20 protein-coding genes are annotated in these 20,097 nt (G+C 58.1%); 11 read left to right on the top strand and 9 right to left on the bottom strand.

Features of this window, described 5'->3' with window-relative positions; genetic code table 11:
* Positions 1-229 precede the first annotated feature (229 nt).
* The 6 genes from IEW18_RS16250 to IEW18_RS16275 all read left to right on the top strand — a co-directional run bounded on the left by IEW18_RS16250 (position 230) and on the right by IEW18_RS16275 (position 3,257).
* Complete coding sequence (locus IEW18_RS16250) at positions 230-529, top strand: hypothetical protein (protein WP_188558931.1); 300 nt, start codon at positions 230-232, stop codon at positions 527-529.
* A gap of 63 nt (positions 530-592) precedes the next feature.
* Positions 593-916, top strand: coding sequence for a hypothetical protein (locus IEW18_RS16255; RefSeq protein WP_229728787.1), 324 nt, complete (start codon positions 593-595; stop codon positions 914-916).
* Positions 917-1,135: 219 nt separating this feature from the next.
* Positions 1,136-1,684 carry a GNAT family N-acetyltransferase gene (locus tag IEW18_RS16260; protein ID WP_229728788.1) on the top strand — a complete coding sequence of 183 codons (549 nt, stop codon included), beginning with the start codon at positions 1,136-1,138 and terminating at the stop codon, positions 1,682-1,684.
* A gap of 171 nt (positions 1,685-1,855) precedes the next feature.
* Positions 1,856-2,197, top strand: a complete 342-nt coding sequence (locus IEW18_RS16265) for a hypothetical protein (protein WP_188558932.1) — start codon at positions 1,856-1,858, stop codon at positions 2,195-2,197.
* 200 nt (positions 2,198-2,397) lie between these two features.
* Positions 2,398-2,817 (top strand): hypothetical protein, encoded by a 420-nt coding sequence (locus tag IEW18_RS16270; protein WP_188558933.1) that lies wholly within the window; start codon positions 2,398-2,400, stop codon positions 2,815-2,817.
* A 26-nt stretch (positions 2,818-2,843) separates the two neighbouring features.
* Positions 2,844-3,257: a hypothetical protein gene (locus IEW18_RS16275; protein WP_188558934.1), complete on the top strand. Its 414-nt coding sequence runs from the start codon at positions 2,844-2,846 to the stop codon at positions 3,255-3,257.
* A 46-nt stretch (positions 3,258-3,303) separates the two neighbouring features.
* On the opposite strand, the gene IEW18_RS16280 is transcribed toward IEW18_RS16275, so the two are convergent.
* From IEW18_RS16280 to IEW18_RS16290, 3 genes are all read right to left on the bottom strand, one after another.
* Positions 3,304-4,599, bottom strand: coding sequence for a Y-family DNA polymerase (locus IEW18_RS16280; RefSeq protein WP_188558935.1), 1,296 nt, complete (start codon positions 4,597-4,599; stop codon positions 3,304-3,306).
* Positions 4,583-5,050, bottom strand: a complete 468-nt coding sequence (locus IEW18_RS16285) for a LexA family protein (protein ID WP_188558936.1) — start codon at positions 5,048-5,050, stop codon at positions 4,583-4,585. Before IEW18_RS16285 ends, IEW18_RS16280 begins: the two co-directional genes overlap by 17 nt.
* Positions 5,051-5,294: 244 nt before the next feature.
* Positions 5,295-7,484 carry a glutamine synthetase III family protein gene (locus tag IEW18_RS16290; RefSeq protein WP_188558937.1) on the bottom strand — a complete coding sequence of 730 codons (2,190 nt, stop codon included), beginning with the start codon at positions 7,482-7,484 and terminating at the stop codon, positions 5,295-5,297.
* 299 nt (positions 7,485-7,783) lie between these two features.
* Here IEW18_RS16290 and IEW18_RS16295 point away from each other — a divergent pair, with 299 nt between their 5' ends.
* Both IEW18_RS16295 and IEW18_RS16300 read left to right on the top strand, forming a co-directional pair.
* The gene (locus IEW18_RS16295; RefSeq protein ID WP_188558938.1) at positions 7,784-9,643 is read left to right on the top strand and encodes an LTA synthase family protein; all 1,860 of its coding nucleotides are present in this window, start codon (positions 7,784-7,786) and stop codon (positions 9,641-9,643) included.
* Positions 9,644-9,700: 57 nt separating this feature from the next.
* Positions 9,701-10,069 (top strand): hypothetical protein, encoded by a 369-nt coding sequence (locus tag IEW18_RS16300; RefSeq protein ID WP_188558939.1) that lies wholly within the window; start codon positions 9,701-9,703, stop codon positions 10,067-10,069.
* Here IEW18_RS16300 and IEW18_RS16305 read toward each other — a convergent pair.
* Positions 10,066-10,944, bottom strand: coding sequence for a pirin family protein (locus tag IEW18_RS16305; protein WP_188558940.1), 879 nt, complete (start codon positions 10,942-10,944; stop codon positions 10,066-10,068). The two genes, IEW18_RS16300 and IEW18_RS16305, sit on opposite strands and share 4 nt — an antisense overlap.
* Before the next feature lie 136 nt (positions 10,945-11,080).
* Here IEW18_RS16305 and mtaB point away from each other — a divergent pair, with 136 nt between their 5' ends.
* Positions 11,081-12,421, top strand: a complete 1,341-nt coding sequence (mtaB, locus tag IEW18_RS16310) for a tRNA (N(6)-L-threonylcarbamoyladenosine(37)-C(2))-methylthiotransferase MtaB (protein ID WP_188558941.1) — start codon at positions 11,081-11,083, stop codon at positions 12,419-12,421.
* A gap of 71 nt (positions 12,422-12,492) precedes the next feature.
* Here the strand turns inward: mtaB and IEW18_RS16315 are convergent, their stop codons facing one another.
* The 3 genes from IEW18_RS16315 to IEW18_RS16325 all read right to left on the bottom strand — a co-directional run bounded on the left by IEW18_RS16315 (position 12,493) and on the right by IEW18_RS16325 (position 15,362).
* On the bottom strand, positions 12,493-12,960 hold the full coding sequence (locus tag IEW18_RS16315) for a hypothetical protein (RefSeq protein WP_188558942.1): 468 nt from the start codon (positions 12,958-12,960) through the stop codon (positions 12,493-12,495).
* A 283-nt stretch (positions 12,961-13,243) separates the two neighbouring features.
* Entirely contained in the window at positions 13,244-13,897 is a 654-nt protein-coding gene (locus IEW18_RS16320; RefSeq protein ID WP_188558943.1) for a hypothetical protein, read from the bottom strand.
* Between the two features lie 226 nt (positions 13,898-14,123).
* Positions 14,124-15,362 carry an ABC transporter permease gene (locus IEW18_RS16325; RefSeq protein WP_188558944.1) on the bottom strand — a complete coding sequence of 413 codons (1,239 nt, stop codon included), beginning with the start codon at positions 15,360-15,362 and terminating at the stop codon, positions 14,124-14,126.
* A 251-nt stretch (positions 15,363-15,613) separates the two neighbouring features.
* On the opposite strand from IEW18_RS16325, the gene IEW18_RS16330 reads away from it, so the two are divergent.
* Positions 15,614-16,891 (top strand): asparagine synthetase B, encoded by a 1,278-nt coding sequence (locus IEW18_RS16330; RefSeq protein ID WP_188558945.1) that lies wholly within the window; start codon positions 15,614-15,616, stop codon positions 16,889-16,891.
* A 145-nt stretch (positions 16,892-17,036) separates the two neighbouring features.
* The gene (locus IEW18_RS16335; RefSeq protein ID WP_188558946.1) at positions 17,037-18,887 is read left to right on the top strand and encodes a glycoside hydrolase family 2 protein; all 1,851 of its coding nucleotides are present in this window, start codon (positions 17,037-17,039) and stop codon (positions 18,885-18,887) included.
* A 37-nt stretch (positions 18,888-18,924) separates the two neighbouring features.
* Here IEW18_RS16335 and IEW18_RS16340 read toward each other — a convergent pair whose 3' ends face one another.
* Both IEW18_RS16340 and IEW18_RS16345 read right to left on the bottom strand, forming a co-directional pair.
* Complete coding sequence (locus tag IEW18_RS16340; protein ID WP_188558947.1) at positions 18,925-19,395, bottom strand: hypothetical protein; 471 nt, start codon at positions 19,393-19,395, stop codon at positions 18,925-18,927.
* 93 nt (positions 19,396-19,488) lie between these two features.
* Entirely contained in the window at positions 19,489-20,085 is a 597-nt protein-coding gene (locus IEW18_RS16345; protein WP_188558948.1) for a MiaE family protein, read from the bottom strand.
* Positions 20,086-20,097 lie beyond the last annotated feature (12 nt).

Genomic DNA, 20,097 nt, shown 5'->3' on the forward strand with positions numbered 1-20,097 from the left:
GAAATACAAAGTTCTTTCTTTTCCTTTACATCGTCGTTCAGAACAGGATGTCATTGTTCACTGCCACTAGTGAAAGTCAGCCCTGGGGTAGCACTACATTTCTGCTTTGCTTTTGTGTAGTGCTAATCTCGGCAGTAACGCCCGGTGTGCCACCCACTTTTCAAGCAGGTAAGCCTCTCGTTTTTTGATTTACCTTTAATATAAACCACACTTCTTCAACGCCACGGTTATGGACAACGTGTCAAACCCTTCGACAATCGTTTCAAATGTAGCTGGCTGGCTATGTGGTCTGCTGACTGCGGGAATTGGCGTAGTTAATACGTTTTGGGGGAATGATCCTGGTTTTGGAATTTTTATTTTTCTGCTTGCTTCCGTTTACTTTCCTCCGGTCAATGCCTTTATCAGGGAGAAAACAGGTCTGCGCATTCCCGTGGCAGCAAAATGGCTTTTGGGTTTCTTTATTCTGTGGGCTTCGCTAGGTGTGGGCGAGTTGTTTGATAAAATAGAGCTTATGCTGCAGTCTTTCTAACACTGTACTAGCAACCTTCACAGGTGAAACAAGGCGCAAAGCACATTTTTTCAGATGTAGTATTTGGCTATTTTTAAAACAGCTACCGGCAGTATGAGCAGTAATACAATACAAGCAAAGGCAGCTGTAACAAACGTAATAAGCTGGATTTTCGGAATTTCCGTTTTAGTAATTGGAATACTGAATATCGTTCTGGTTCACCCCGTGCCAGGCATTATTTATCTTCTTCTTTCACTTGTCTTTCTGCCTCCGGTAAATACATTTTTTAAAAATAAAATGGGGGTTTCTATTCCTCGGGTGGTGCAAATTATTTTAGCCGTTATTATTATTCAGTTTACGTTGGGAGTAAGTGACCTTGGAGATATGATTGATGATTGGCTTATTTGAATTTTACGATAGCCGCAGTAATTCAGCGCACACCGGCAACCTTCGTCAAAGGCAAATAGCTCGGCCAGGGTCAGCATCTTTTCCAGCGAGGCGCTGGGCAGCGGATACGTGGCGTGCAGAATCTCGGGCAAGGTCATGAGCAAGCGTACGGAAGGGCCACGAAAAGCGCCCAAGATCAGAAGCGCCGCCCGCATTTCCATTGCCCCTACCTACCCAACCATGCCCTCAAACCAACACATGAACCAGCTTATCATCACTCAAGCAACCCTTCAGGATGTGGAGCACTTGCAACGCATTGGCCGTCAGACGTTCTTCGAAACATTCGCCGCCAGCAACTCGGCGGAAAACATGCACGCCTACTTAGAGGAAGGATTTTCCCTCGACAAGCTGACGGCGGAGCTCCGGAACCCTCACTCGGCCTTTTACTTGGCTAAGCTGGACAACATCGTGGTCGGGTACGTGAAAGTGAACACGGATCTGGCACAAACTGAGCCGCAGGAGGCCAACGCCCTAGAAATCGAGCGCATTTACGTGTTAGAGGAATACCACGGGAAAAAGGTCGGCCAACTACTCTATGAGCAGGCAATGCAGCTGGCGACGCAAGCCCAAGCCGACTACGTGTGGCTAGGGGTGTGGGAGGAAAATCCGCGAGCCATCCGGTTTTATCAGAAAAACGGCTTCACTGAGTTTGGCAAGCACGTGTTTGTGCTAGGTGATGATGAGCAAACCGATATTCTGATGAAACGCCCCCTGAAGGGCAGGTGCTAGCGCCTACCCTAGGCTGGCAGCTCATACTTCGCCAGCAGAATTGACCCTTTACAGCAGAATTTTATCGGTTACGCTGCTAGCTTGCACAGCTGTTCAGCCCTCAGACAAACGGTTAGAGGCTAAACAGCTTATGTGCTTTTAAGGCTGTCTGCGTTTCCTACTGTTTATTGCTTGTCGCCATTCTATGCCCGACTTCTCCCCTTGCTCCTGCTGAGCCTGACGCTACTCACGGCCGTCTGCCAGAAAGACGAAGAAACGGCACCAAAACCTACGATAGAAGGCCGCTGGGAATACCGGAGCAGCGACGGCTACACTTATGATAAAGCCGGTAACGTCTTAGCTCACAAGCCGCATACCTTCAATTCCTACTATCTGCTCATAGCCCCCGATGCCCTCCGGTACATGCAACCCACAACCAACAACCAGTTTGACATTGATGTCATTCGCGGGCGCAAAGGCGACACTTTGGAACTGGGTCCCGGCTCAGATGCGCCTCAGGCCATTATCACCTAATTGACCGAACACGCCCTGACCCTGCAGTTCTATAAATTGTACGTAAATTCTTTCGACGGTTCCTACGGCTGTGTTGAGGACCATTACACACGTTAAATCGACGGCACTTGTGCTTGTGCCGCTGCCTCCTACTACTATCTCCTCCTCTGTTAAGCAATTGCAGTGGCTGCTGTTGACTAAGCCCCCTTTAGTTCTGCCTTATGCCGTTATCCAGTCGTCGAAACCAGCGCATCGCCTCCAATGTATTTCTGGTTTCGATGCTGCTGCCCCAACTCCCGCATTGCTTCCTACTGCTACATGTCTTTGGCTCTTCTGCACCCAAAGGGGCAGGCAACGGCATTCAGTACATCATCCTGGCGCAGGCGCTGTTTAGTCTGGTCCTGGTGGTGGCAATCGGTTTGGGCATCCGCTCGGGCAGGCTGTGGGCCAGCGTGCTGTTCGTATTCTACCTGCTTTGGCAGGCTTTCCTTACACTGAGCTCGTTTCTGGCCCCGCCCACGGATCTACTGGCTCGGGCGCTGATCCTGCTCCCGTTTGGGTGCTTACTCGTCGTTGGCCTCTTCCTATTTCGAAACAGCTTCACCCGCCGCCCCGCTGCGCCCGTTGCCGAGGGGCACTAAGCATCGAGCTGCCTTTCCCCTACTCTATGAATCGACTCCTACCTCTTTTGCTGCTAAGCCTGACGCTGCTCACGGCTGCTTGTCAGAAGGAATCGAACGAGCCGGAACCCGTCGAGGCGCCCCTAGAAGGCCGCTGGATACCGGACAGTTCTTTCGACTATAACTACTCGGCGTCGGGCGCCTTCGTGAGCAGAACTAGCATCACCGTAATACCGGACTACTATCTGCGCATTACACCGGACTCCATCGGCTACCACGCAGCCATAGATAATCGTTCATTGGGCCACTACAAGCTATTTCGCCAGAACAAGAACCTGACCTTTGGGCGAATCTCTTGCACGATACTGGAGTTGACCAACCACAAGTTGATTTTACGCTTCAAGGCCACAACGCCCCCAGGTGGAGCCTATACTGAGCAGGAAGACGTTTATATACGCTAAAAGCCCTTCCTTCTATTAGCTGGAGCGAAAGTAGTCAAGCCCCTGCTCAGGCCCGAATACACAAGATATCCTCCCAGCAGGTGGTATAGGCCAGGGTTTGGAACTGATGCTGCCCGGCCCAGGGCGCCAGGCCCCGCACCCCGGGTACGGCCGTAGCAAAGCGCACGGCTCCTTTGCCAAAGCGCTGGTTGACCTTGTCCAGCTCGGCCATAAGCGTGGCCCGGCGCTCGGCCTGCTCATTAGGCTCGAACAGCAGGAGTTGCTGCTGCCCGGCTGGTTCCAGGCCATCCAGCAGGACGCCTGCTTTTTTATATACCCCGCCCGGCTCCCACAGCCTCTTCAAGGCCGCCCGGGCGTGGCGCAGCAGCTCCGTCGTGTCGTTGGTAGCTAGGGGTAGCGTGAACACGGCCGAGCGCGTGTACGGCGGGGGCTCCGCGGTGTACCGGCCCTTGCTGATAAAGACCGTCAGCACATTGGCGGCTGAGCCCTGCTGGCGCAGCTTTTCGGCTGCCCGTGAGGTGAAATGCGCTACCGCGGTCAGCACGTCCATAAATTCGGTGAGCGGCTCGCCGAAGGTGCGGGTATAGGCAATACTCTTACGGGCCAAACTGCCATCCTCGCTCGGGGCTAGCTGCTGACAGGACGTGCCCTGCAGCTCGCGCACCAGGCGCGCCCCGACTACCCCACCTAATTGCTTGCGGGCCCAACCTTCGCTCTGAGCTGCCAGCTGGGCGGCCGTGCCGATGCCTTGTGCCCAAAGCTTCTGGGCGTACTGGCTGCCAATACCCCACACGTCCTCTACCGGGGTCTGCGCCAGGGCCCACTGCCGGCGCTCGTCTGAGTCCAGGTGGAGCACGCCCTCCAGCCCGGGCAACTTCTTGGCCAGGCGGTTGGCCAGCTTCGCCAGCGTCTTGGTAGGAGCAATGCCAATGCAGACGGGAATGTGGGTGCGGCGCTTAATCTCCCGCTTCCAGGTCTGGGCCAGTTCGGCCAGGGGGCCGTGGTAGGCCTCCATACCGTGCAGGTCCAGAAAGCACTCGTCAATAGAGTAGACCTCTACCTCGGGAGCCACGGAACTCAGGTAGTGCACCACCCGGGCCGACATGTCCCCATATAGGGCGTAGTTGCTGGAAAACACGCGCACGTCGTGTTGCTGCAGCAAGGCTTTTACCTTAAAGTAGGGCTCTCCCATTTTCAAGCCCAGGGCCTTGGCCTCTGCCGAGCGGGAAATTAAACACCCGTCATTGTTGCTGAGCACCACGACGGGCCTACCTTCCAGACTGGGCTGAAAGGCCCGCTCGCAGCTCACGTAGAAGTTGTTACAATCAACTAACGCAAACATAGGCCTTCTTCCGGCCGCGCCGGGTTTCGGTCACGACGTGCGTCACCACGCCCCACACATCAAATAAATCAGGCTCGTCAATGGCCCGCTCCGGGTAAGACGGGTTATCCGGCACCAGAAACCAGGCCTCGCCCGTCCGCTTCACCAGGCGCTTGACCGTAAACTGGCCTTCTACCACGGCAATCACCACGTCGTCGGGCTCGGCCTGCAGCTGGCAGTCCACAGCCAGCAGCGCCCCGTCGCGAATGCCCGACTCGCCGCCGGTCATCGAGTCGCCCATCACCCGCACCAGGTAGGTCGAGTCGGGGTGCGGTAGTAGCAGGCGGTTCAGGTCCAGCTTGACGCCGCGGTGGTCTTCGGCCGGGGAAGGAAAGCCCGCTGGTACCCGGGAATCAAAGAAAGTCAGCCACAGGGGCCGGCGAATAAGCGGGACAAACAGGACTTCACTCATAGCCAACAAAAACTGGTTCGCTGCAAGTATACGCCCGACTAATATATTTAGCTATATTTTTACTAATTATATTAGTCAATATCAGTGGAGCAGGAAAGCTTAGATGGTCCCTTAGATAATGAAGAGAGCATTCGGGTGACAGGTACTGACAACAAAAAAAGCCGCCCCACCCGGAACGGCTTTTTCTAAAATCGAGGCGCGGAGAAAATTCCCACCCAACTCCGGCCCGACTCTGACCCTGGACTTAGTGCCGGAACAACAGTTCGCGGTACTTTACCAGGGGCCAGTCCTCATCGGCCACCATCAGCTCCAGTTTATCAACCGAGCGGCGGATGGTGTCGAAATGTGCTTTGACGGTGTCGCAGTAGGCTACGGCCCGCTCGCGCGTATCGTCAATCTTATTAGCTACTTTGCGAGCATTGGTCATCTCGTCTACCTGGGTTTTGATGGTAGAGATGTGCCGCGAAATAGCTTTAATGGTGTTTACCGTTACTTCTGAATTCTCATCGTCGAGGCCCAGCTCCCGCAGACCACGCACGTTGGTTATGAGCTTGGTCTGGTAAGCAACCGCCGTAGGGATGATATGGTTCACGGCCAGGTCACCCATCACGCGGCTTTCAATCTGGATTTTCTTGATGTAATCCTCCAGCAGAATCTCGTGGCGGGCGTGTAGCTCCACGTGGGAGAAGATCCGGTGACGCTCGAACAGAGAGGCCGCATCCTCCTTGATAATGGCGTCCAGAGCCTGGGGCGTGGTCGGCACGTTAGCCAAACCGCGGGCAGCCGCCTCGTCCTTCCACTCGTCGGAGTAGCCATTGCCCTCGAACCGAATGTTCTTGGAGCTGATCACGTACTCGCGCAGCACGTCTACAATAGCTACCTCCTTTTTCTTACCCTGCTCAATCAGCGCGTCAACCGACTGCTTGAAGTCGATGAGTTGCTCGGCCACGATGGTGTTGAGAGTGGTCATGGCCGACGAAGAGTTGGCTGAAGAGCCCACGGCGCGGAACTCGAACTTGTTGCCGGTGAAGGCGAAGGGCGAGGTACGGTTACGGTCGGTGTTGTCGAGTAGAATGGCCGGAATCTTATCGATGCCGAGCTTGAGGTAGATGTTGTCGCCTTTGTCCAGGGGTACTTTAGCGGTACGCTCCAGCTCATCCAGCACCGAGTCCAGCATCGAACCCACGAATACCGACATGATGGCGGGCGGGGCTTCGTTGGCGCCGAGGCGGTGGTCGTTGCTAGCGGAAGCAATGCTGGCGCGCAGCAGTTCCCCGTAGCGGTGCACGGCCTTGATGGTAGTGATGAAGAAAGCCAGGAACTGAAGGTTCTCCTTGGGCCGACGGCCGGGAGCCAGCAGGTTCACACCCGTATCGGTGCTCATGGCCCAGTTGTTATGCTTGCCCGAGCCATTTACACCTGCAAAAGGCTTCTCGTGCAGCAGCACCTTGAAGTTGTGCTTGTCGGCCACGCGCTCCATGATGTCCATGAGCAGTTGGTTGTGGTCAACGGCCAGGTTGGCATCCTCGAAGGTCGGGGCGCACTCAAACTGGTGGGGCGCTACCTCGTTGTGGCGGGTGCGAAGCGGAATACCGAGCTTGTTGGACTCTTCTTCGAAGTCCAGCATGTAGGCATGTACGCGGGCCGGAATAGAGCCGAAGTAGTGGTCTTCGAGCTGCTGACCTTTGGCCGGCGCGTGGCCGAATAAGGTGCGGCCGGTCATCACCAGGTCAGGACGGGCGTTGTACAAGGCGCGGTCTACCAGGAAATATTCCTGCTCGATTCCCAGGGTAGTGTGCACGCGCTGTACGTCCTTGTCGAAGTACTGGCACACATCCACGGCAGCCTTTTCCAGAGCGGCCAACGACTTCAGCAGGGGCGCTTTGTAGTCGAGCGCTTCGCCGGTGTAGGCAACGAAGATGGTCGGGATGCACAGGGTTTTGGCCCCGGCGGTTTCAATGATGAAAGCGGGGGAAGTGGGGTCCCAGGCGGTATAGCCGCGGGCCTCAAAGGTGTTACGGATGCCACCATTCGGGAACGAGGAAGCATCGGGCTCCTGCTGCACCAGGGCCGAGCCCTTGAAGTTCTCAATCGGCCGACCGTCGGAGTTCAGGTCGAAAAAGGAATCGTGCTTTTCGGCGGTAGCGCCGGTCAGAGGCTGAAACCAGTGGGTATAGTGGGTAGCCCCCTTGGCCATGGCCCAGGTTTTCATGGCCGAAGCCACGGCGTCGGCCACGCTGCGCTCCACCGGCGAGCCTTGCTTAATGGCGGCCTGCAGCTTCTTAAAGTACTCACCGGGCATGGTGGCCCGCATGGCATCCAGGTTGAAGACGTTTTTGCCAAACGTCTCGGAACGACGCTCACCGGCAATGGTAACGGCCAGCGGCTCGCGCTGGTCTACTAGTTCAAGAGCTTTAAAGCGAAGAATTGCCATGCTAGAATTAGGCGTGAGAGAACTTTCGGGGGATTACGAAGGCAAAGGTAGGAGGTAAAGCTCACTTTTTGCAATACCCCCTTCATTTTTTACCCCATTTTCGACAAAACGCTACCCTTTATCTATCAACCTACCCTGTTCCTATACCGCCCGCGCTGAAATCAGTCTACTTATACTAAGCTGGTGGTAATTTCATAGACCGGCACTCATTTTACTAGCCACTCCTGGCTTGGTTGGGGCAGAACTCCAAATTTGCTTAACAAAACAAGGAGCTGAGGCCAGTCGCCTACCTTTGCGGGGTGAAAAACCGCTTTGCGTTTCAGCCGCGCTACTTTCTGTTCTGGCTGCTCTACTTTGTACTGGGGAAGGCCGTCTTTGTCGCTTACCACTGGCACCAGACGAAGACACTGTCCGCTGAGACGGTGGCCGGCATTTTCGGCTACGGACTGCGGCTAGACGGCGCGGCGGCGGCTTACTTGTGCGTGGTGCCGTTTCTGCTGTTTCTGGTGGGCAGCCTGGCGGGTTCCCGTTTTCCGCTGGAGCGCCTGACTCGTTTTTTCACGGCCGTGTTCGGCCTGGTAGTAGCCGTATTTACCGTTGCTGACCTGGAGTTGTACCGCGCCTGGGGGTTTCGCCTCGATGCTACCCCCCTGCAATACTTGAGTACTCCCCGGGAAATGGCCGCCTCGGCGGGCAGTGCGCCCGTGCCGCTGTTGCTGAGCCTGGGGCTGGGCCTGCTGGGCGGCGGCTGGCTCCTATATAAGAAGGTGGTAGGCCGGCTGCCGGAACTTCCGGCTGGTTTTGGCCGGGGCCGGGCGGCCCTAGCCAGCCTGCTGTACCTGGCCCTGCTGGTAGTGCCGCTGCGCGGGGGCTTGCAGCAAATTCCGGTTAACCAGAGCGACGTATACTTTTCCAGCCAGCCGTTTGCGAACCACGCGGCCGTAAATGTGTCCTGGAACGTGGTCAACTCGCTGCGGCTGCAAAACGGCGGGCCGAATCCGTACCAGTTTCTGCCCGATTCAACCGCCCGGCGCCTGACCCAGCAGCTCTACGCTCCTACCGGCCCGGATACCGTTGCGCTACTCCGGACGCGCCGGCCCAATGTGCTGTTTATTATTCTGGAAAGCTTTACCGGCAAGCTGGTGGGGCATTTGGGTGGCGAGGCCGGCGTAACGCCCACCCTGGACAGCCTGAGCCGGGTAGGCGTCTCGTTTCAGAACCTGTACGCGGCCGGCGACCGGAGCCAGAAGGGACTGGTGGCCCTGCTCTCGGGCTACCCCAACCAGCCCACGACCAGCATTATCAAGTCGCCGCGCAAAACCGAGCGCCTGCCGCACCTGGCCCGCACGCTGCGGGGCCAGGGCTACAGCACGGCCTACTACCACGGGGGCGAGCTGGCTTTCGCCAACATGAAAAGCTACCTCGTAACGGCTGGCTACGAGCAGTTTACGGAGCGCGCCGACTTTGCCCGCCGCGACCAGAACTCCAAGTGGGGCGCCCACGACCACGTGCTGGTGGCGCGGCTGCTGCAGGAGCTACCCCGGCAGCGCGCCCCCTTCTTCGTGACGGCTTTTACCCTGAGCAGCCACGAGCCCTTCGATGTACCCATGCGTCCGCGCTTTCCCGGCACCAACGAGGCGGCCCTGTTTCGCAACTCGGTGTACTACACTGACCACGTGCTGGGGCAGTTTCTGCAGCGGGCGCGGCAGCAGCCCTGGTGGGACTCTACCCTGGTGGTGCTGGTGGCGGACCACGGCCACCACCAGCCCGGCGACACGCCCAACCACGCGCCGGCCAAGTTCCGGATTCCGCTGCTCCTGACCGGCGGGGCCCTGCTACCCCGCGCCCAAGGCCGCCAGATCAGCGCCTTCGGCAGCCAGACGGACGTAGCGGCAACCTTGCTTCGGCAGTTCGGCCTTCCTGCCACCGACTTTCCCTGGAGCCGCGACCTGCTGGCCCCGGCTCCGGCGGCCTGGCCCGGCGGCGCGGCCTTTTATTGCTTCACCGATGGGTTTGGGGTGGCGGCGCCCGGCGGCACGGTGACCTACGATAACGTAGCCCGCCGCGAAATTGAGCGTACCGGGCAGATTTCACCCCAGCAGCTGCAGTTCGGGCAAGCCTACGAGCAAACCTCCTTCGCGGACTTTCTGAAAAAGTAGCCGCCCGGCCCTCTACCATTGCCAGCGCCGGGTGCCCTTAGTGCCTCTCGTACTTCTATGACGGAACTGCTCTTTGTATACAATGCCGACTCGGGGGTAGTTAATGGCCTGCTGGACAGCCTGCACAAAGCCTTGTCGCCGGCTACCTACGCCTGCTCGCTCTGCGCCCTCACGTACGGCGCTACCAGCATGAGGCCGCAGTGGCGGGAGTTTCTCAAGTCGTTGCCCGTGCACCCTACCTTCCTGCACCGCGACGAACTGGCCCGGCGCTACCCAACGCTGCTGACTGAGCCTTTGCCGGCGGTGTTTCGGCGGGAAAGTGCGGCTGCAGATTGGCAGCTCTTTGTGGCCGCCGCGGAGCTGCAAACCCTTGATTTACCAGACCTGATTCAGCTTATCCGCCAGCGGCTGCCGGTGGTTTCTTAGCCAGGATAGTGCGGGATAAAGACGCCCATCCGGCCCAGGGCGTAGTCGCGCATGGCTTCCATAACCTGCGTAGTCGTGTTCATGACGTAGGGTCCTTGCTGAACTACAGGCTCCCGGAGCGGGGGTGCGGCGGCTAGCAGCAGCACTGCGGCGGTGGTAGCCAGTAGCTCTATTCCTTCGCCCTTGTCTCCAAACATAACTAAAGTTTGAGCCGGCACTGCTTGTCCGTTTAACTTGGCCTCGCCCCGGGCCAGGTAGCACAGCACGGTTTCGGCAGCAGGAATGACCACGGCGTACTGCCCACCGGCTGGTAGGTGCACCACCGCCAGCCGCACCCCCGGCAGCAAGGAGTGAACTGGGCCCCGCTGGCCCTCCCACTCGCCAGCTACTGCCGTAAGCTTTCCGCAGTTGGCCAGCGCAACGGTCGGTAGCGCCGCCGCGGGCAGGTTCTGATAAGCCGGCTGCTCCATTTTGCGGGCGGCGGGTAGGTTTAGCCACAGCTGCAGCAGTTCCAGCCGGCCACCGCGGCGCCGAAAGTCAGGCGGCAAGTTTTCGGCGTGAATGATGCCCCGCGCCGCTGTCATCCACTGCACACCGCCGGCGCCCACAGTGCCGTGGTTGCCGCGGCTGTCCTGGTGCTCTACCTCGCCTTCCAGCACCAGCGTTACGGTTTCAAAGCCCCGGTGCGGGTGCGGCCCAAACGGCAAACCGGCATTGTCAGGCGCAAATGCAACCGGACCGATGTGGTGCAGCAGCAGAAACGGGTCCAGCGTTGGCAGCTGGTCGGAGGGCAGCGGCTGCATAATAAGCAGGTCTTCCGCCTGATTCGGCGTGGCTGGTACGAGTTGAGTAATTGGGCGAAGTGGGGCAGTCATGGGCGAAAAACAGATCAGCACTGGAACAAACCCTACCTCTCCGGCAATTAGGCTACAGCTACGGCGGCTCCGGGCTGGCGCAGCTGCTCACCCCGTGTCGGATCCAAGCAGAGGTAGTATCTTTGCGGTCTTGCTTATGGAAACCAGAAAAGTTGCCTTTTATACGTTGGGCTGCAAGCTTAACTTCTCCGAAACCTCGGCCATCGGCCGGCAGTTCGAGGAGCACGGCTTCGTGAAAGCAGCCTTTGAAGATGCGGCCGACATCTACGTCATCAACACCTGCTCCGTTACCGACCACGCCGACCGTAAGTGCCGGAAGGTGGTAAAGGAGGCGCTGAAGCATAACCCGGAGGCTTTCGTGGCCATTGTGGGCTGCTACGCCCAGCTCAAGCCCCAGGAAATTGCCGAAATTCCGGGCGTGCACGCCGTGTTAGGCGCCGCCGAAAAGTTTCAGCTCGTGGAAACGCTGGCCGGCTTTCAAAAACCCGCTGCCGGGCAGCCGGGCCAGGTGTTTGCCTCCCCCATTGCGGAAGCCACGGAGTTTCATGCTGCCCACAGCTACGGCGACCGGACCCGCACCTTCCTGAAGGTGCAGGATGGCTGCGACTACTCCTGTTCTTTCTGTACCATTCCGCTGGCCCGGGGCAAGAGCCGCTCCAATTCGGTGCAAAGCGTGGTAGAACGCGTGGAAAAGCTGGCCCAAACCGGCGTCAAGGAAATCGTGCTGACCGGCGTAAACCTCGGCGACTTCGGCTTGCAGGGCCCGGAGCGGGAGCGGAAAGAAAACTTCTACGACCTGGTGCGTGCCCTCGATGAGGTAGCGGGCATCGAGCGGTTTCGCATCAGCTCCTGCGAGCCCAATCTACTGTCTGACGAAATTATCCGCTTCGTGGCCCAATCGAAGCGGTTTATGCCCCACTTCCACATTCCGCTGCAGTCGGGCTCCAACAAAATTCTGGGCCTGATGCGCCGGCGCTACCGCCGGGAGCTGTACCAGGAGCGCGTCGCCCTGATCAAGGAAGTGATGCCCCACGCCTGCATTGGCGTCGACGTCATTGTAGGCTTCCCCGGCGAAACGGAAGCCGATTTCCTGGAAACCTACCAGTTTCTCAACGAGCTGGATGTCAGCTACCTGCACGTTTTCCCGTATTCGGAGCGCGAGAATACGCTGGCGCCTACCCTACCCGGCCGCGTGCAGGACCGCCACCGCCACGAGCGGACCACCCAGCTGCGCAGCCTTTCGGAAAAGAAAAAGCGCTATTTCTATGAGCAACACGTGGGCCTGGAAACCGCCGTGCTTTTTGAAGACGATGTGACAAATGGTTTAATGGAAGGGTTCACCCCCAACTACATTCGGGTAACCGCCAAATACGATCCGCTGCTGGTAGGCGAGCTAAAACGCCTGCGGCTGGTAGCAGTCAATGCGCAAAATCTCATGGAGGCGGAAGAGCTTGGCATTGAAGTATTTCAGCACTGAGCAACCAGCTTGGCGTTCCACAAAAGGAAAACCCCACGCCGTGGGGTTTTGCTTTTAAGTAGCGCAGAGATTTAACGAGTAAGCTGCCGTTGCATCAAATCCATCATTTGTTGCATGAGGCGCTGCTGTTCCTGCATATGCTGGTTGCGCAACTCGGCCAGGGCCAGTTGGTGAGCCATTTGCTGCGTGTATAGCGCCGTTTGCCAGCCAGTATCAGCCGCCAGCGCTGCGGGAGCCACCACGGGTGCAGGGGTGGTTACGGGTAGCGGGCTAGTCGCGGGGGCAGGCGCCGCGGGCAAAGCCACGACGGGGTTACTGGTTGCGTCGGGCGCGGAAGGCGCGGGAGTGGGGGCTGCTATTGGCTCAGGAGCTACTGTTGGCACTGCTTCTGCTACGGCCGCGGGGGCGGTAGCAGCGGCCGGGGCCACTGCAGGGGTAGTAACCGGGGCTATGGAGTTAGTTACTTTTTCCTGGGAAGGGGCCGGATTGCTGGTAGCTGAGCTTGGCCGAGGCAGAGAAGCAGAGTTCTCGTTTAGCATGGGCCCAATGCCTTGTAGCAACCAATCTTTTGAAACACTTGGATAAACCTCAAAAACCTTACACAAAAGGTCAAAACCTGGTTTATTACGCTCATCTACAAGATGTTGAATAACCGTAGCGGTTTTATCAAGAGAGGCAGCAAAGGCATTCTTACTGATACCCAAATGGGAAATCAATGCCGTAAAACGCTGCCCGACCGTTTCTGGGTTTACCATATATCCAAATGCTATTTTGTGCAAATGTATACAAAACAGGCGTATATCCTACCACTCGGGTAATCGGTTATTTCTCTCCCTTATTTGCCTGTACTACGGGTTGCAACAGCGGCCGTAGCTGCAGGCGCGCAAAGGGAAACCCATACCTTTCGTCCGGTAAGAACTGGAAGTTGTAGCGCGACATGCCTACATGATGGAACAGCCGGAACGCATCGGGCCGCAGGGCGAAATCGGTAACGTCAGCTTCGGCCCCGTGGGCCGTATCGAGGTGCAGGCCCCGCTGTGGGGTGATGTTCCAATCTTCCAACTCATATAACTCGCTCACGCGGGCAAGCTGAGTTGAATCTCCAAAGCCAGCAGCTACTCCCGTCAGCTTGTCGCGGAGGCGGTTGCTCATGGCAGCTTGCAACCGGCAACCTAGCTGAGCCGGTGAGTCCGCCACTAGATCCGCTAGCGTGAGCCGGCGACCCGTTCGCAAATCGAATGTTAAATGCTCGGTATACGGATGCGTGAGGCCCTGGTACTCCATTTGGTACCCAACCGAAAGCAGATCATTCTGGTTGAGCAGCACATCGTACCCAATGCCGCTCGTGCCGGCGCCGCTGGTCCACCAGCGCTTCAGATCCTCGTCGTAGCAGCATTCGCGCGCCACCTGGGCCAGCTGCCGGCGCGGGCTGGCGGTTGTGTCCACCGAGCTGATGTAGTCGGTAGCGTAGCCCAATAGGCGCCGGTTAATACGCCGAGCTACGGCGGCACCAGGCAACCGGACCTAAGGTATCTGAAAAGTCCCGGCCCTGGGCCGCCGGTAATTATATACACCTATGCGTGCTCGCCGGGGCGTGTTTGGGCCAGGGCTCCTACTCCTGTTCCCAGCGTCGCCCCTACCCCGGCAGCCACCAGCCGAACCGTTTCACCAGTCAGCGTTTTACTTGACCGGCAACAGATTTCTACTCGAAACGCAAGGACTCGATGGGGTCCAGGGCGGCGGCCTTGCTGGCTGGGTAGTAGCCCGAGGCCAGGCCCACCGTCACGCAGATAACCAGGCCGACAATCATCCAGAGCCAAGGCACAATAAAGCCCCCACTACCTACCAGCAGGCTCACGCCGTTGCCCATGCCTACCCCCAACAGAATGCCCAGCGTGCCACCCATCACGCAGATAACGATGGCCTCAATCAGGAACTGCTGGCGAATTTGCAGGGCCGTGGCGCCCAGGGCCTTGCGGATGCCGATTTCGCGGGTGCGCTCCGTGACGGATACCATCATAATGTTCATCAGGGCAATGCTGGCCCCCAGCAGCGTGATGAAGCCCACCAGAAAGCCGCCCATGCGCAGGTTGCCCGACAACGAGTCCAGCTTGCCCGCCAGCGAATCGCTGCGCTCCAGCTCGAAGCTGTCGGGCTGGCCCAGGGCATCGTGGCGCACGGCGCGCATAATGCCGCTGGCCTCGCCCGTGAGGTAGTTCAGGTAGTTGGCATCCAGCGTAGCCGTTTTGATGTCGAAGGTGAGGCCCCGCTGCCGGGGCAGTTGGTTGCCGGTTTCCAGCGGAATGAGCACGAGTCGGTCGGCCCCGCCGCCGCCCATGGTACTGCCGCTTTTCTCCAGCTCGCCTACCACCAGAAAGCGCCGCCCCAGCAAGTACACGTACTCGCCCAACAGGCTCTGGCTGGGGTAGAGCTTGTCCTTGATTTCTCCGCCCACAATGGCCACGTTCGCCCCGCTACCCAGCTCCGCCGGCGAGAACATCCGTCCTCCTTTCAGGTTGTAGTTCTGAATCATGAGGTAGTTTTCGTCGCCGGCTACTACCTGCATGTTGGGGTTGGTTTTCTTGCCGTTGGCCTTAACTTCCACGGCACCCGCAATAAAGGCCGATATGCCGACCTTGGCCTCCTCCCCGATCTGGGACTTGTACTGCCGGGCCTGCAGGTAAGTAATGGCCGGATACGTTTTCTGCTGCACCCCGCCGCGGCGGGACCGGTTGTTATAGCCTTTAGCCTTGATTTCAAACGAGTTAGCTCCCAGGCTGGCAAACGTGGTATTCAGCGAAGCCTTGATGGCGTCAATGGCCGTGAGGATGCCCACCAGCGACATAATGCCGATGCTTACAATCAGGGCCGTCAGGATGGTGCGCAGCAGATTGCTGTTGATGGAACGAAATGCCTCTTTGATGTTTTCCAGCAGATGCATAAGGACAGCAAGTAGACGCGGACGCGAAGAAGTAACGCGGGTTAAACTTGCGCTTAGCAACGTATTGGCAGCAGCACCCGGCTGTGCAAGGTAGCGGGTTTCACGTAAACTCCCACTGGCATTTGCTACCTTTAGAAGGACGGATTTAGACGCATTTTTTCAGTTGACGCGGCTTCCTTATCTGCCTCGGCTCCCCAGCGGGTGGGGCGGTAGCAGGTAAGGCCCAAAGCGTCCTGTTTCGCTTGTTTACTATGACATTTTCTCGTCTGATTGCGCTGGTGCTGCTTCTGGCAACGGCTTGGCTGCGGCCGGCTGCGGCGTGGGCCAACCATATTTTCATCCCGATGGATAACACCCAGAAGGAGCATTTGAAGGCCTACGGGGTAGCCTACTGGCTGCTGGGCAAGCAAGTGGAGGTCGACTGGCTGCTGAACTACCGGGGCGGGGCGTTTGCCTGCGACGTAGTGGCCGGGGCCGAAAACGAGCTGGCCGTGCGCGGGGTAACCTATCAGGTAATCAGTGAGGCCCAGTACACCAGCATCCTCTCCGAAATAGCCGACCCCAACGCCAACATGGACGTGATGAAGCTGGAGAAAGTGCCCAAAATTGCGGTGTACACCCCCAAAGGCAAACAGCCCTGGGACGATGCCGTGACCCTGGTGCTGACTTACGCTGAGATTCCCTACACCCAGATTTACGACGACGAAGTACTGCGCGGCGACCTACCCAAGTACGATTGGCTGCACCTGCACCACGAGGATTTCACGGGCCAGTACGGCAAGTTCTACCGCAACTACAGCAGCCGCCCCTGGTACCAGCAACAGCAGCGCGAGTCGGAGGCCACGGCCAAGCGCAACGGCTTCAACAAGGTAAGCCAGATGAAGGCGGCCGTGGTGGTGAAAATGCAGGAATTCATTGCCGGCGGGGGCTTTCAGTTCGCCATGTGCTCGGCCACCGACTCCTACGACATTGCCCTGGCGGGCCTGGGGGTAGACCTGGTGGAAGGCATGTACGACGGGGACCCGGCCGATCCGGCCGCGCAGCAGAAGCTTAATTTCAATCGCACGCTGGCCTTCCAGAACTTCCATCTGGTGCGCGACCCGCTGGAGTACGAGTACTCCGACATTGACATGGACCCGCGGGAGCGGCGCGTGTACGAGGACAACGACTATTTCCAGCTCTTCACCTTCTCGGCCAAGTACGACCCCGTGCCTACTATGCTCACCCAGAACCATGAGCGCACCGTGCACGGCTTTATGGGCCAGACCACGGCCTTCCGCAAGTCCCTGATTAAACCCGACGTAGTGGTAATGGGCGACAACAAGGCTTCCAATGAGGTCCGCTATATGCACGGCACGCTGGGCAAAGGCACCTGGACTTTTTACGGGGGGCACGACCCGGAGGACTACCAGCATTTCGTGGAGGAAGAGCCCACCGACCTGGCCCTGCACCCAAACTCGCCTGGTTACCGGCTCATTCTAAACAACATTCTGTTTCCGGCGGCGAAAAAGAAAAAGCAGAAAACCTAACCTACTTCCTGCTTACGTACTTATACTCAAGCTGAAAGGCCTCGCCGCGGAAAGCCTGCGGCGGGGTTTTTCGCTTTAATGCGCTGCAGAAAGTATCCAGCTCCGTACTAAACTCGTTTGTAGCAATCACACCAAACTTGCTGTTATGCCATCCTCTGCCTCTAACTACGGTTTCTCAACTGCTAAAAAAGACGTGCGTGCGGCTAACCCGCTGCCGCGCGCGGTCCTTCGCTCGAATAACTACCTGTTACTGGATGGGGAATGGCATTTTGCCCTGGACTCGGAGGACGTCGGCCTGCGGGACGGGTGGTATCTGGCGCATCCGTACGAGCAAATAGCCAACTGGCCCGGCTCGGTAGAGGAGCACATGGCCAAGTACCAGCCCCAGGCCCCAGCCTGGCAGGATAAGGTAGTGGTGTGGTACGAGCGGGAGTTTACCCTGCCGGAGCGCGGCGACGATGGCACCCACTCCCTGTTCCAGCTCACGTTTGGGGCCTGCGGCTATGAAACCCGGGTGTGGCTGAACGGCTTCCTGCTCAGCACTATTGAGGGTGAAGACGTGCATTACGGCGAGTACACTTCCTTTTCCTTTGAGCTGCGCGAAGAACACTTACGGCCCGTTAACCGCCTGACCGTGCGCATTGTCGACACGATGGATGCCGAAACGCCTCGCGGGAAGCAGGAGTCGCACGTGTACAAGCGGGGCGGCATTTGGTACCAGACGTATACCGGCGCCGTGCGTAGCGTGTGGCTGGAAATGGTGGAGCGCAACCGTCTCCGCTCCCGCGTGGGGGTCGACAGCGTAATTGAGGACCAGATGGTGCGTTTCAACATGACCACCCGCATCCACGACCCCGGCCTGTACACTCTGCGCCTACAGGTTTTCGACCGGGTGGCGCCTACCCCCCAGCCCCTGGCCACGGCCGATTTTCCACTCCGCCTGGAGGCTGGGCAGCGCCAGCAGCGGGTAGTAATGGAGCTGCCGGGAGCTAAGCTCTGGGCCCCGGGTTCCCCGAACCTGTACCGCCTCGTGGCCCAGCTTATCGACAGTGAAGGCTACTCGGCGGAAATTGAAACTCACTTCGGTCTGCGCAAAATTGAGTCGCGCGGCACGTATGTGTACCTCAACAATGAGCCCATTTACCTGGACGGCATCCTCTACCAGCCAGGCACGGCCACTTACGAAGAAATGCAGCGCCACATGCACGCCATGCAGGCATTGGGCTGTAATCTGGTGCGCGTGCACATTGCCGGTGTCGATCCGCGCATCTACAACCTGGCCGATGAGCTGGGCCTGCTGCTCTGGATTGAAGTACCTAGCCCTCACTCTTCTACCAGCAAGAGCCGGGAAAACCACCGGGCGGAGTTGCTACGGATGCTGGCCCTCACGGAGTCGCACCCGTCGGTAGTTATTTGGAGCTTGTACAATGAGGACTGGGGCGCCCAGGACATTGCCACTAATGCCAACACCCGCCGCTACATCGTGGATATGTACCACTACATGCACATCAACCACCCGCAGTTTTTGGTGGTCGATAATGATGGGTGGCAGCATATTTCCCAGGAGGGCCGCCTGAAGTCGGACCTGCTGACGGCCCACGTGTACACGCCGGAGCTGACGCGGTGGGCGGAACTGCTGGACCGCATGGTGCAGGGCGACTTAAACAACGTGGCCGTACTACCCCTCGTAATTGGCGACCCATTCTTCTACGGCCGCCAGAAGCCTTTGATTGTCAGCGAGTGGGGTGGCTTCGGTTTCGCTGATTACGGCGGACCGCAAAGCTCCGAGGAGCGGACGGAGCGCATCCGGCAGTTTAAGCTGGAACTGCGCAAGCGCCCCATCGCCGGCGACGTGTACACCCAAGCTACCAACATTGAAGATGAGCGCAACGGCCTGCTGGACCCGCACACCGGGGAACTATCGGTGCCGGAGGGCCTGCTGGCCTCGCAAAGCCCTTCTGCGCCGGAGACTAAGGACGAGACCAAGGCATCATAAGGCGCCGTAGCGTGAGCCTACCGCCGATTTGCCCGGGCTACTTCGCCAGGCGCAGGATCTGCCGGGGTAATTCGGGTAGATCGGCGGTTTTATCAGGGTCCGTGGCCAGCGTTAGCTGAATCATAACCGGTTGGCCGTTGGCTACCCCGTAGGCAATCAACTCATAAGCCATACCGCCGGCTTCGGTGGGGTAGCTCAGGCGGAAACCTTTGCTGGGCGTATTCAGGATAAAGCAATCCAGCGGCTGACGCTCCGTGTGCTTGTGCTTCTTCTGAATTTGTTGCACGAACTGCTCCGGAAAGGTTCGCATCATGTTGTAGTCCAGGTACATCCACGTCATCTGGTAGTCCTGGCAACGCACGGAGTATTTCGATTCTGGGGTGCAGCCGGAAGTTAACGCCAAATCGAGGCCGCAGAAGTTGACGGTAGGGCCGGCAGCAGGCGCGGTGGTTTGGGCCATTGCCCAGCCTGGGGCCAGTAGAAAAAAAAGGAGGAGAAGTTTTTTCATTCAGTCGCACGTACAATTCCAAGGCCAATATAGGCGCCTGATAGTGCGAATGAACAGGAAGCACACTTAAGGCTGCATATAATTTAGGTAGAACTAGTGCATTCGGTCGTCGCGTACCGGGAGGCTCGTGACAATTTCGCCCTCAATTTTGAGTAGCTCCTGCAACCGGGCGTCTACTTCCTGCGGGTCGCAATATTCCTTGGCCAGGTCCACGTAACTCACGAAGTGGCCCGCCTCCGAAGCCATCAGCTCGTAATAAAACTGGCTTAGCTCGGGGTCCGGAATGTGCTTCCACAACAGCTTGAACCGCTCGCAGCTACGGGCCTCTATCAGAGCGCTTACCAGGAGCTGATCCATGAGCTGCCGTTCCCGGGGGCCTCCCTTCCGCACGTGGGTCATGAGCTGCACTACATATTCGTCGCGACGGGGGCGGCCCAGCTCGTGGCCCCGCTTGCGCAGTTCCTGCAGCACCCGCGTAAAGTGCTCCCACTCCTCCGCCACCAGGCCAGTGAGTTCTTCTACCAAGCGGGTTTTCTCGGGGTATTTTATAATCAGGGAAATGCCGGTGCTGGCCGCCTTCTGCTCGCAGTACGCATGGTCTACCAGAATATCCACAATGTTTTTGCTGGCAATATCTACCCACCGGGGGTCCGTGTTCAGCTTCAGCTTCAGAATGGTTTTTTCTTTCATGAGCGAGGGTAT

The organism is Hymenobacter glacieicola (assembly GCF_014640315.1).
Lineage (GTDB): Bacteria > Bacteroidota > Bacteroidia > Cytophagales > Hymenobacteraceae > Hymenobacter > Hymenobacter glacieicola.

Coding starts and splice junctions, on each gene's coding strand:
- IEW18_RS16270 (WP_188558933.1), top strand. CDS start 2,398: ATGCCGTTATCCAGTCGTCGAAACCAGCGCATCGCCTCCAATGTATTT.
- IEW18_RS16260 (WP_229728788.1), top strand. CDS start 1,136: ATGCCCTCAAACCAACACATGAACCAGCTTATCATCACTCAAGCAACC.
- mtaB (WP_188558941.1), top strand. CDS start 11,081: ATGGAAACCAGAAAAGTTGCCTTTTATACGTTGGGCTGCAAGCTTAAC.
- IEW18_RS16325 (WP_188558944.1), bottom strand. CDS start 15,362: ATGCATCTGCTGGAAAACATCAAAGAGGCATTTCGTTCCATCAACAGC.
- IEW18_RS16300 (WP_188558939.1), top strand. CDS start 9,701: ATGACGGAACTGCTCTTTGTATACAATGCCGACTCGGGGGTAGTTAAT.
- IEW18_RS16335 (WP_188558946.1), top strand. CDS start 17,037: ATGCCATCCTCTGCCTCTAACTACGGTTTCTCAACTGCTAAAAAAGAC.
- IEW18_RS16250 (WP_188558931.1), top strand. CDS start 230: ATGGACAACGTGTCAAACCCTTCGACAATCGTTTCAAATGTAGCTGGC.
- IEW18_RS16315 (WP_188558942.1), bottom strand. CDS start 12,960: ATGCTAAACGAGAACTCTGCTTCTCTGCCTCGGCCAAGCTCAGCTACC.
- IEW18_RS16275 (WP_188558934.1), top strand. CDS start 2,844: ATGAATCGACTCCTACCTCTTTTGCTGCTAAGCCTGACGCTGCTCACG.
- IEW18_RS16290 (WP_188558937.1), bottom strand. CDS start 7,484: ATGGCAATTCTTCGCTTTAAAGCTCTTGAACTAGTAGACCAGCGCGAG.
- IEW18_RS16305 (WP_188558940.1), bottom strand. CDS start 10,944: ATGACTGCCCCACTTCGCCCAATTACTCAACTCGTACCAGCCACGCCG.
- IEW18_RS16345 (WP_188558948.1), bottom strand. CDS start 20,085: ATGAAAGAAAAAACCATTCTGAAGCTGAAGCTGAACACGGACCCCCGG.
- IEW18_RS16340 (WP_188558947.1), bottom strand. CDS start 19,395: ATGAAAAAACTTCTCCTCCTTTTTTTTCTACTGGCCCCAGGCTGGGCA.
- IEW18_RS16280 (WP_188558935.1), bottom strand. CDS start 4,599: ATGTTTGCGTTAGTTGATTGTAACAACTTCTACGTGAGCTGCGAGCGG.
- IEW18_RS16285 (WP_188558936.1), bottom strand. CDS start 5,050: ATGAGTGAAGTCCTGTTTGTCCCGCTTATTCGCCGGCCCCTGTGGCTG.
- IEW18_RS16330 (WP_188558945.1), top strand. CDS start 15,614: ATGACATTTTCTCGTCTGATTGCGCTGGTGCTGCTTCTGGCAACGGCT.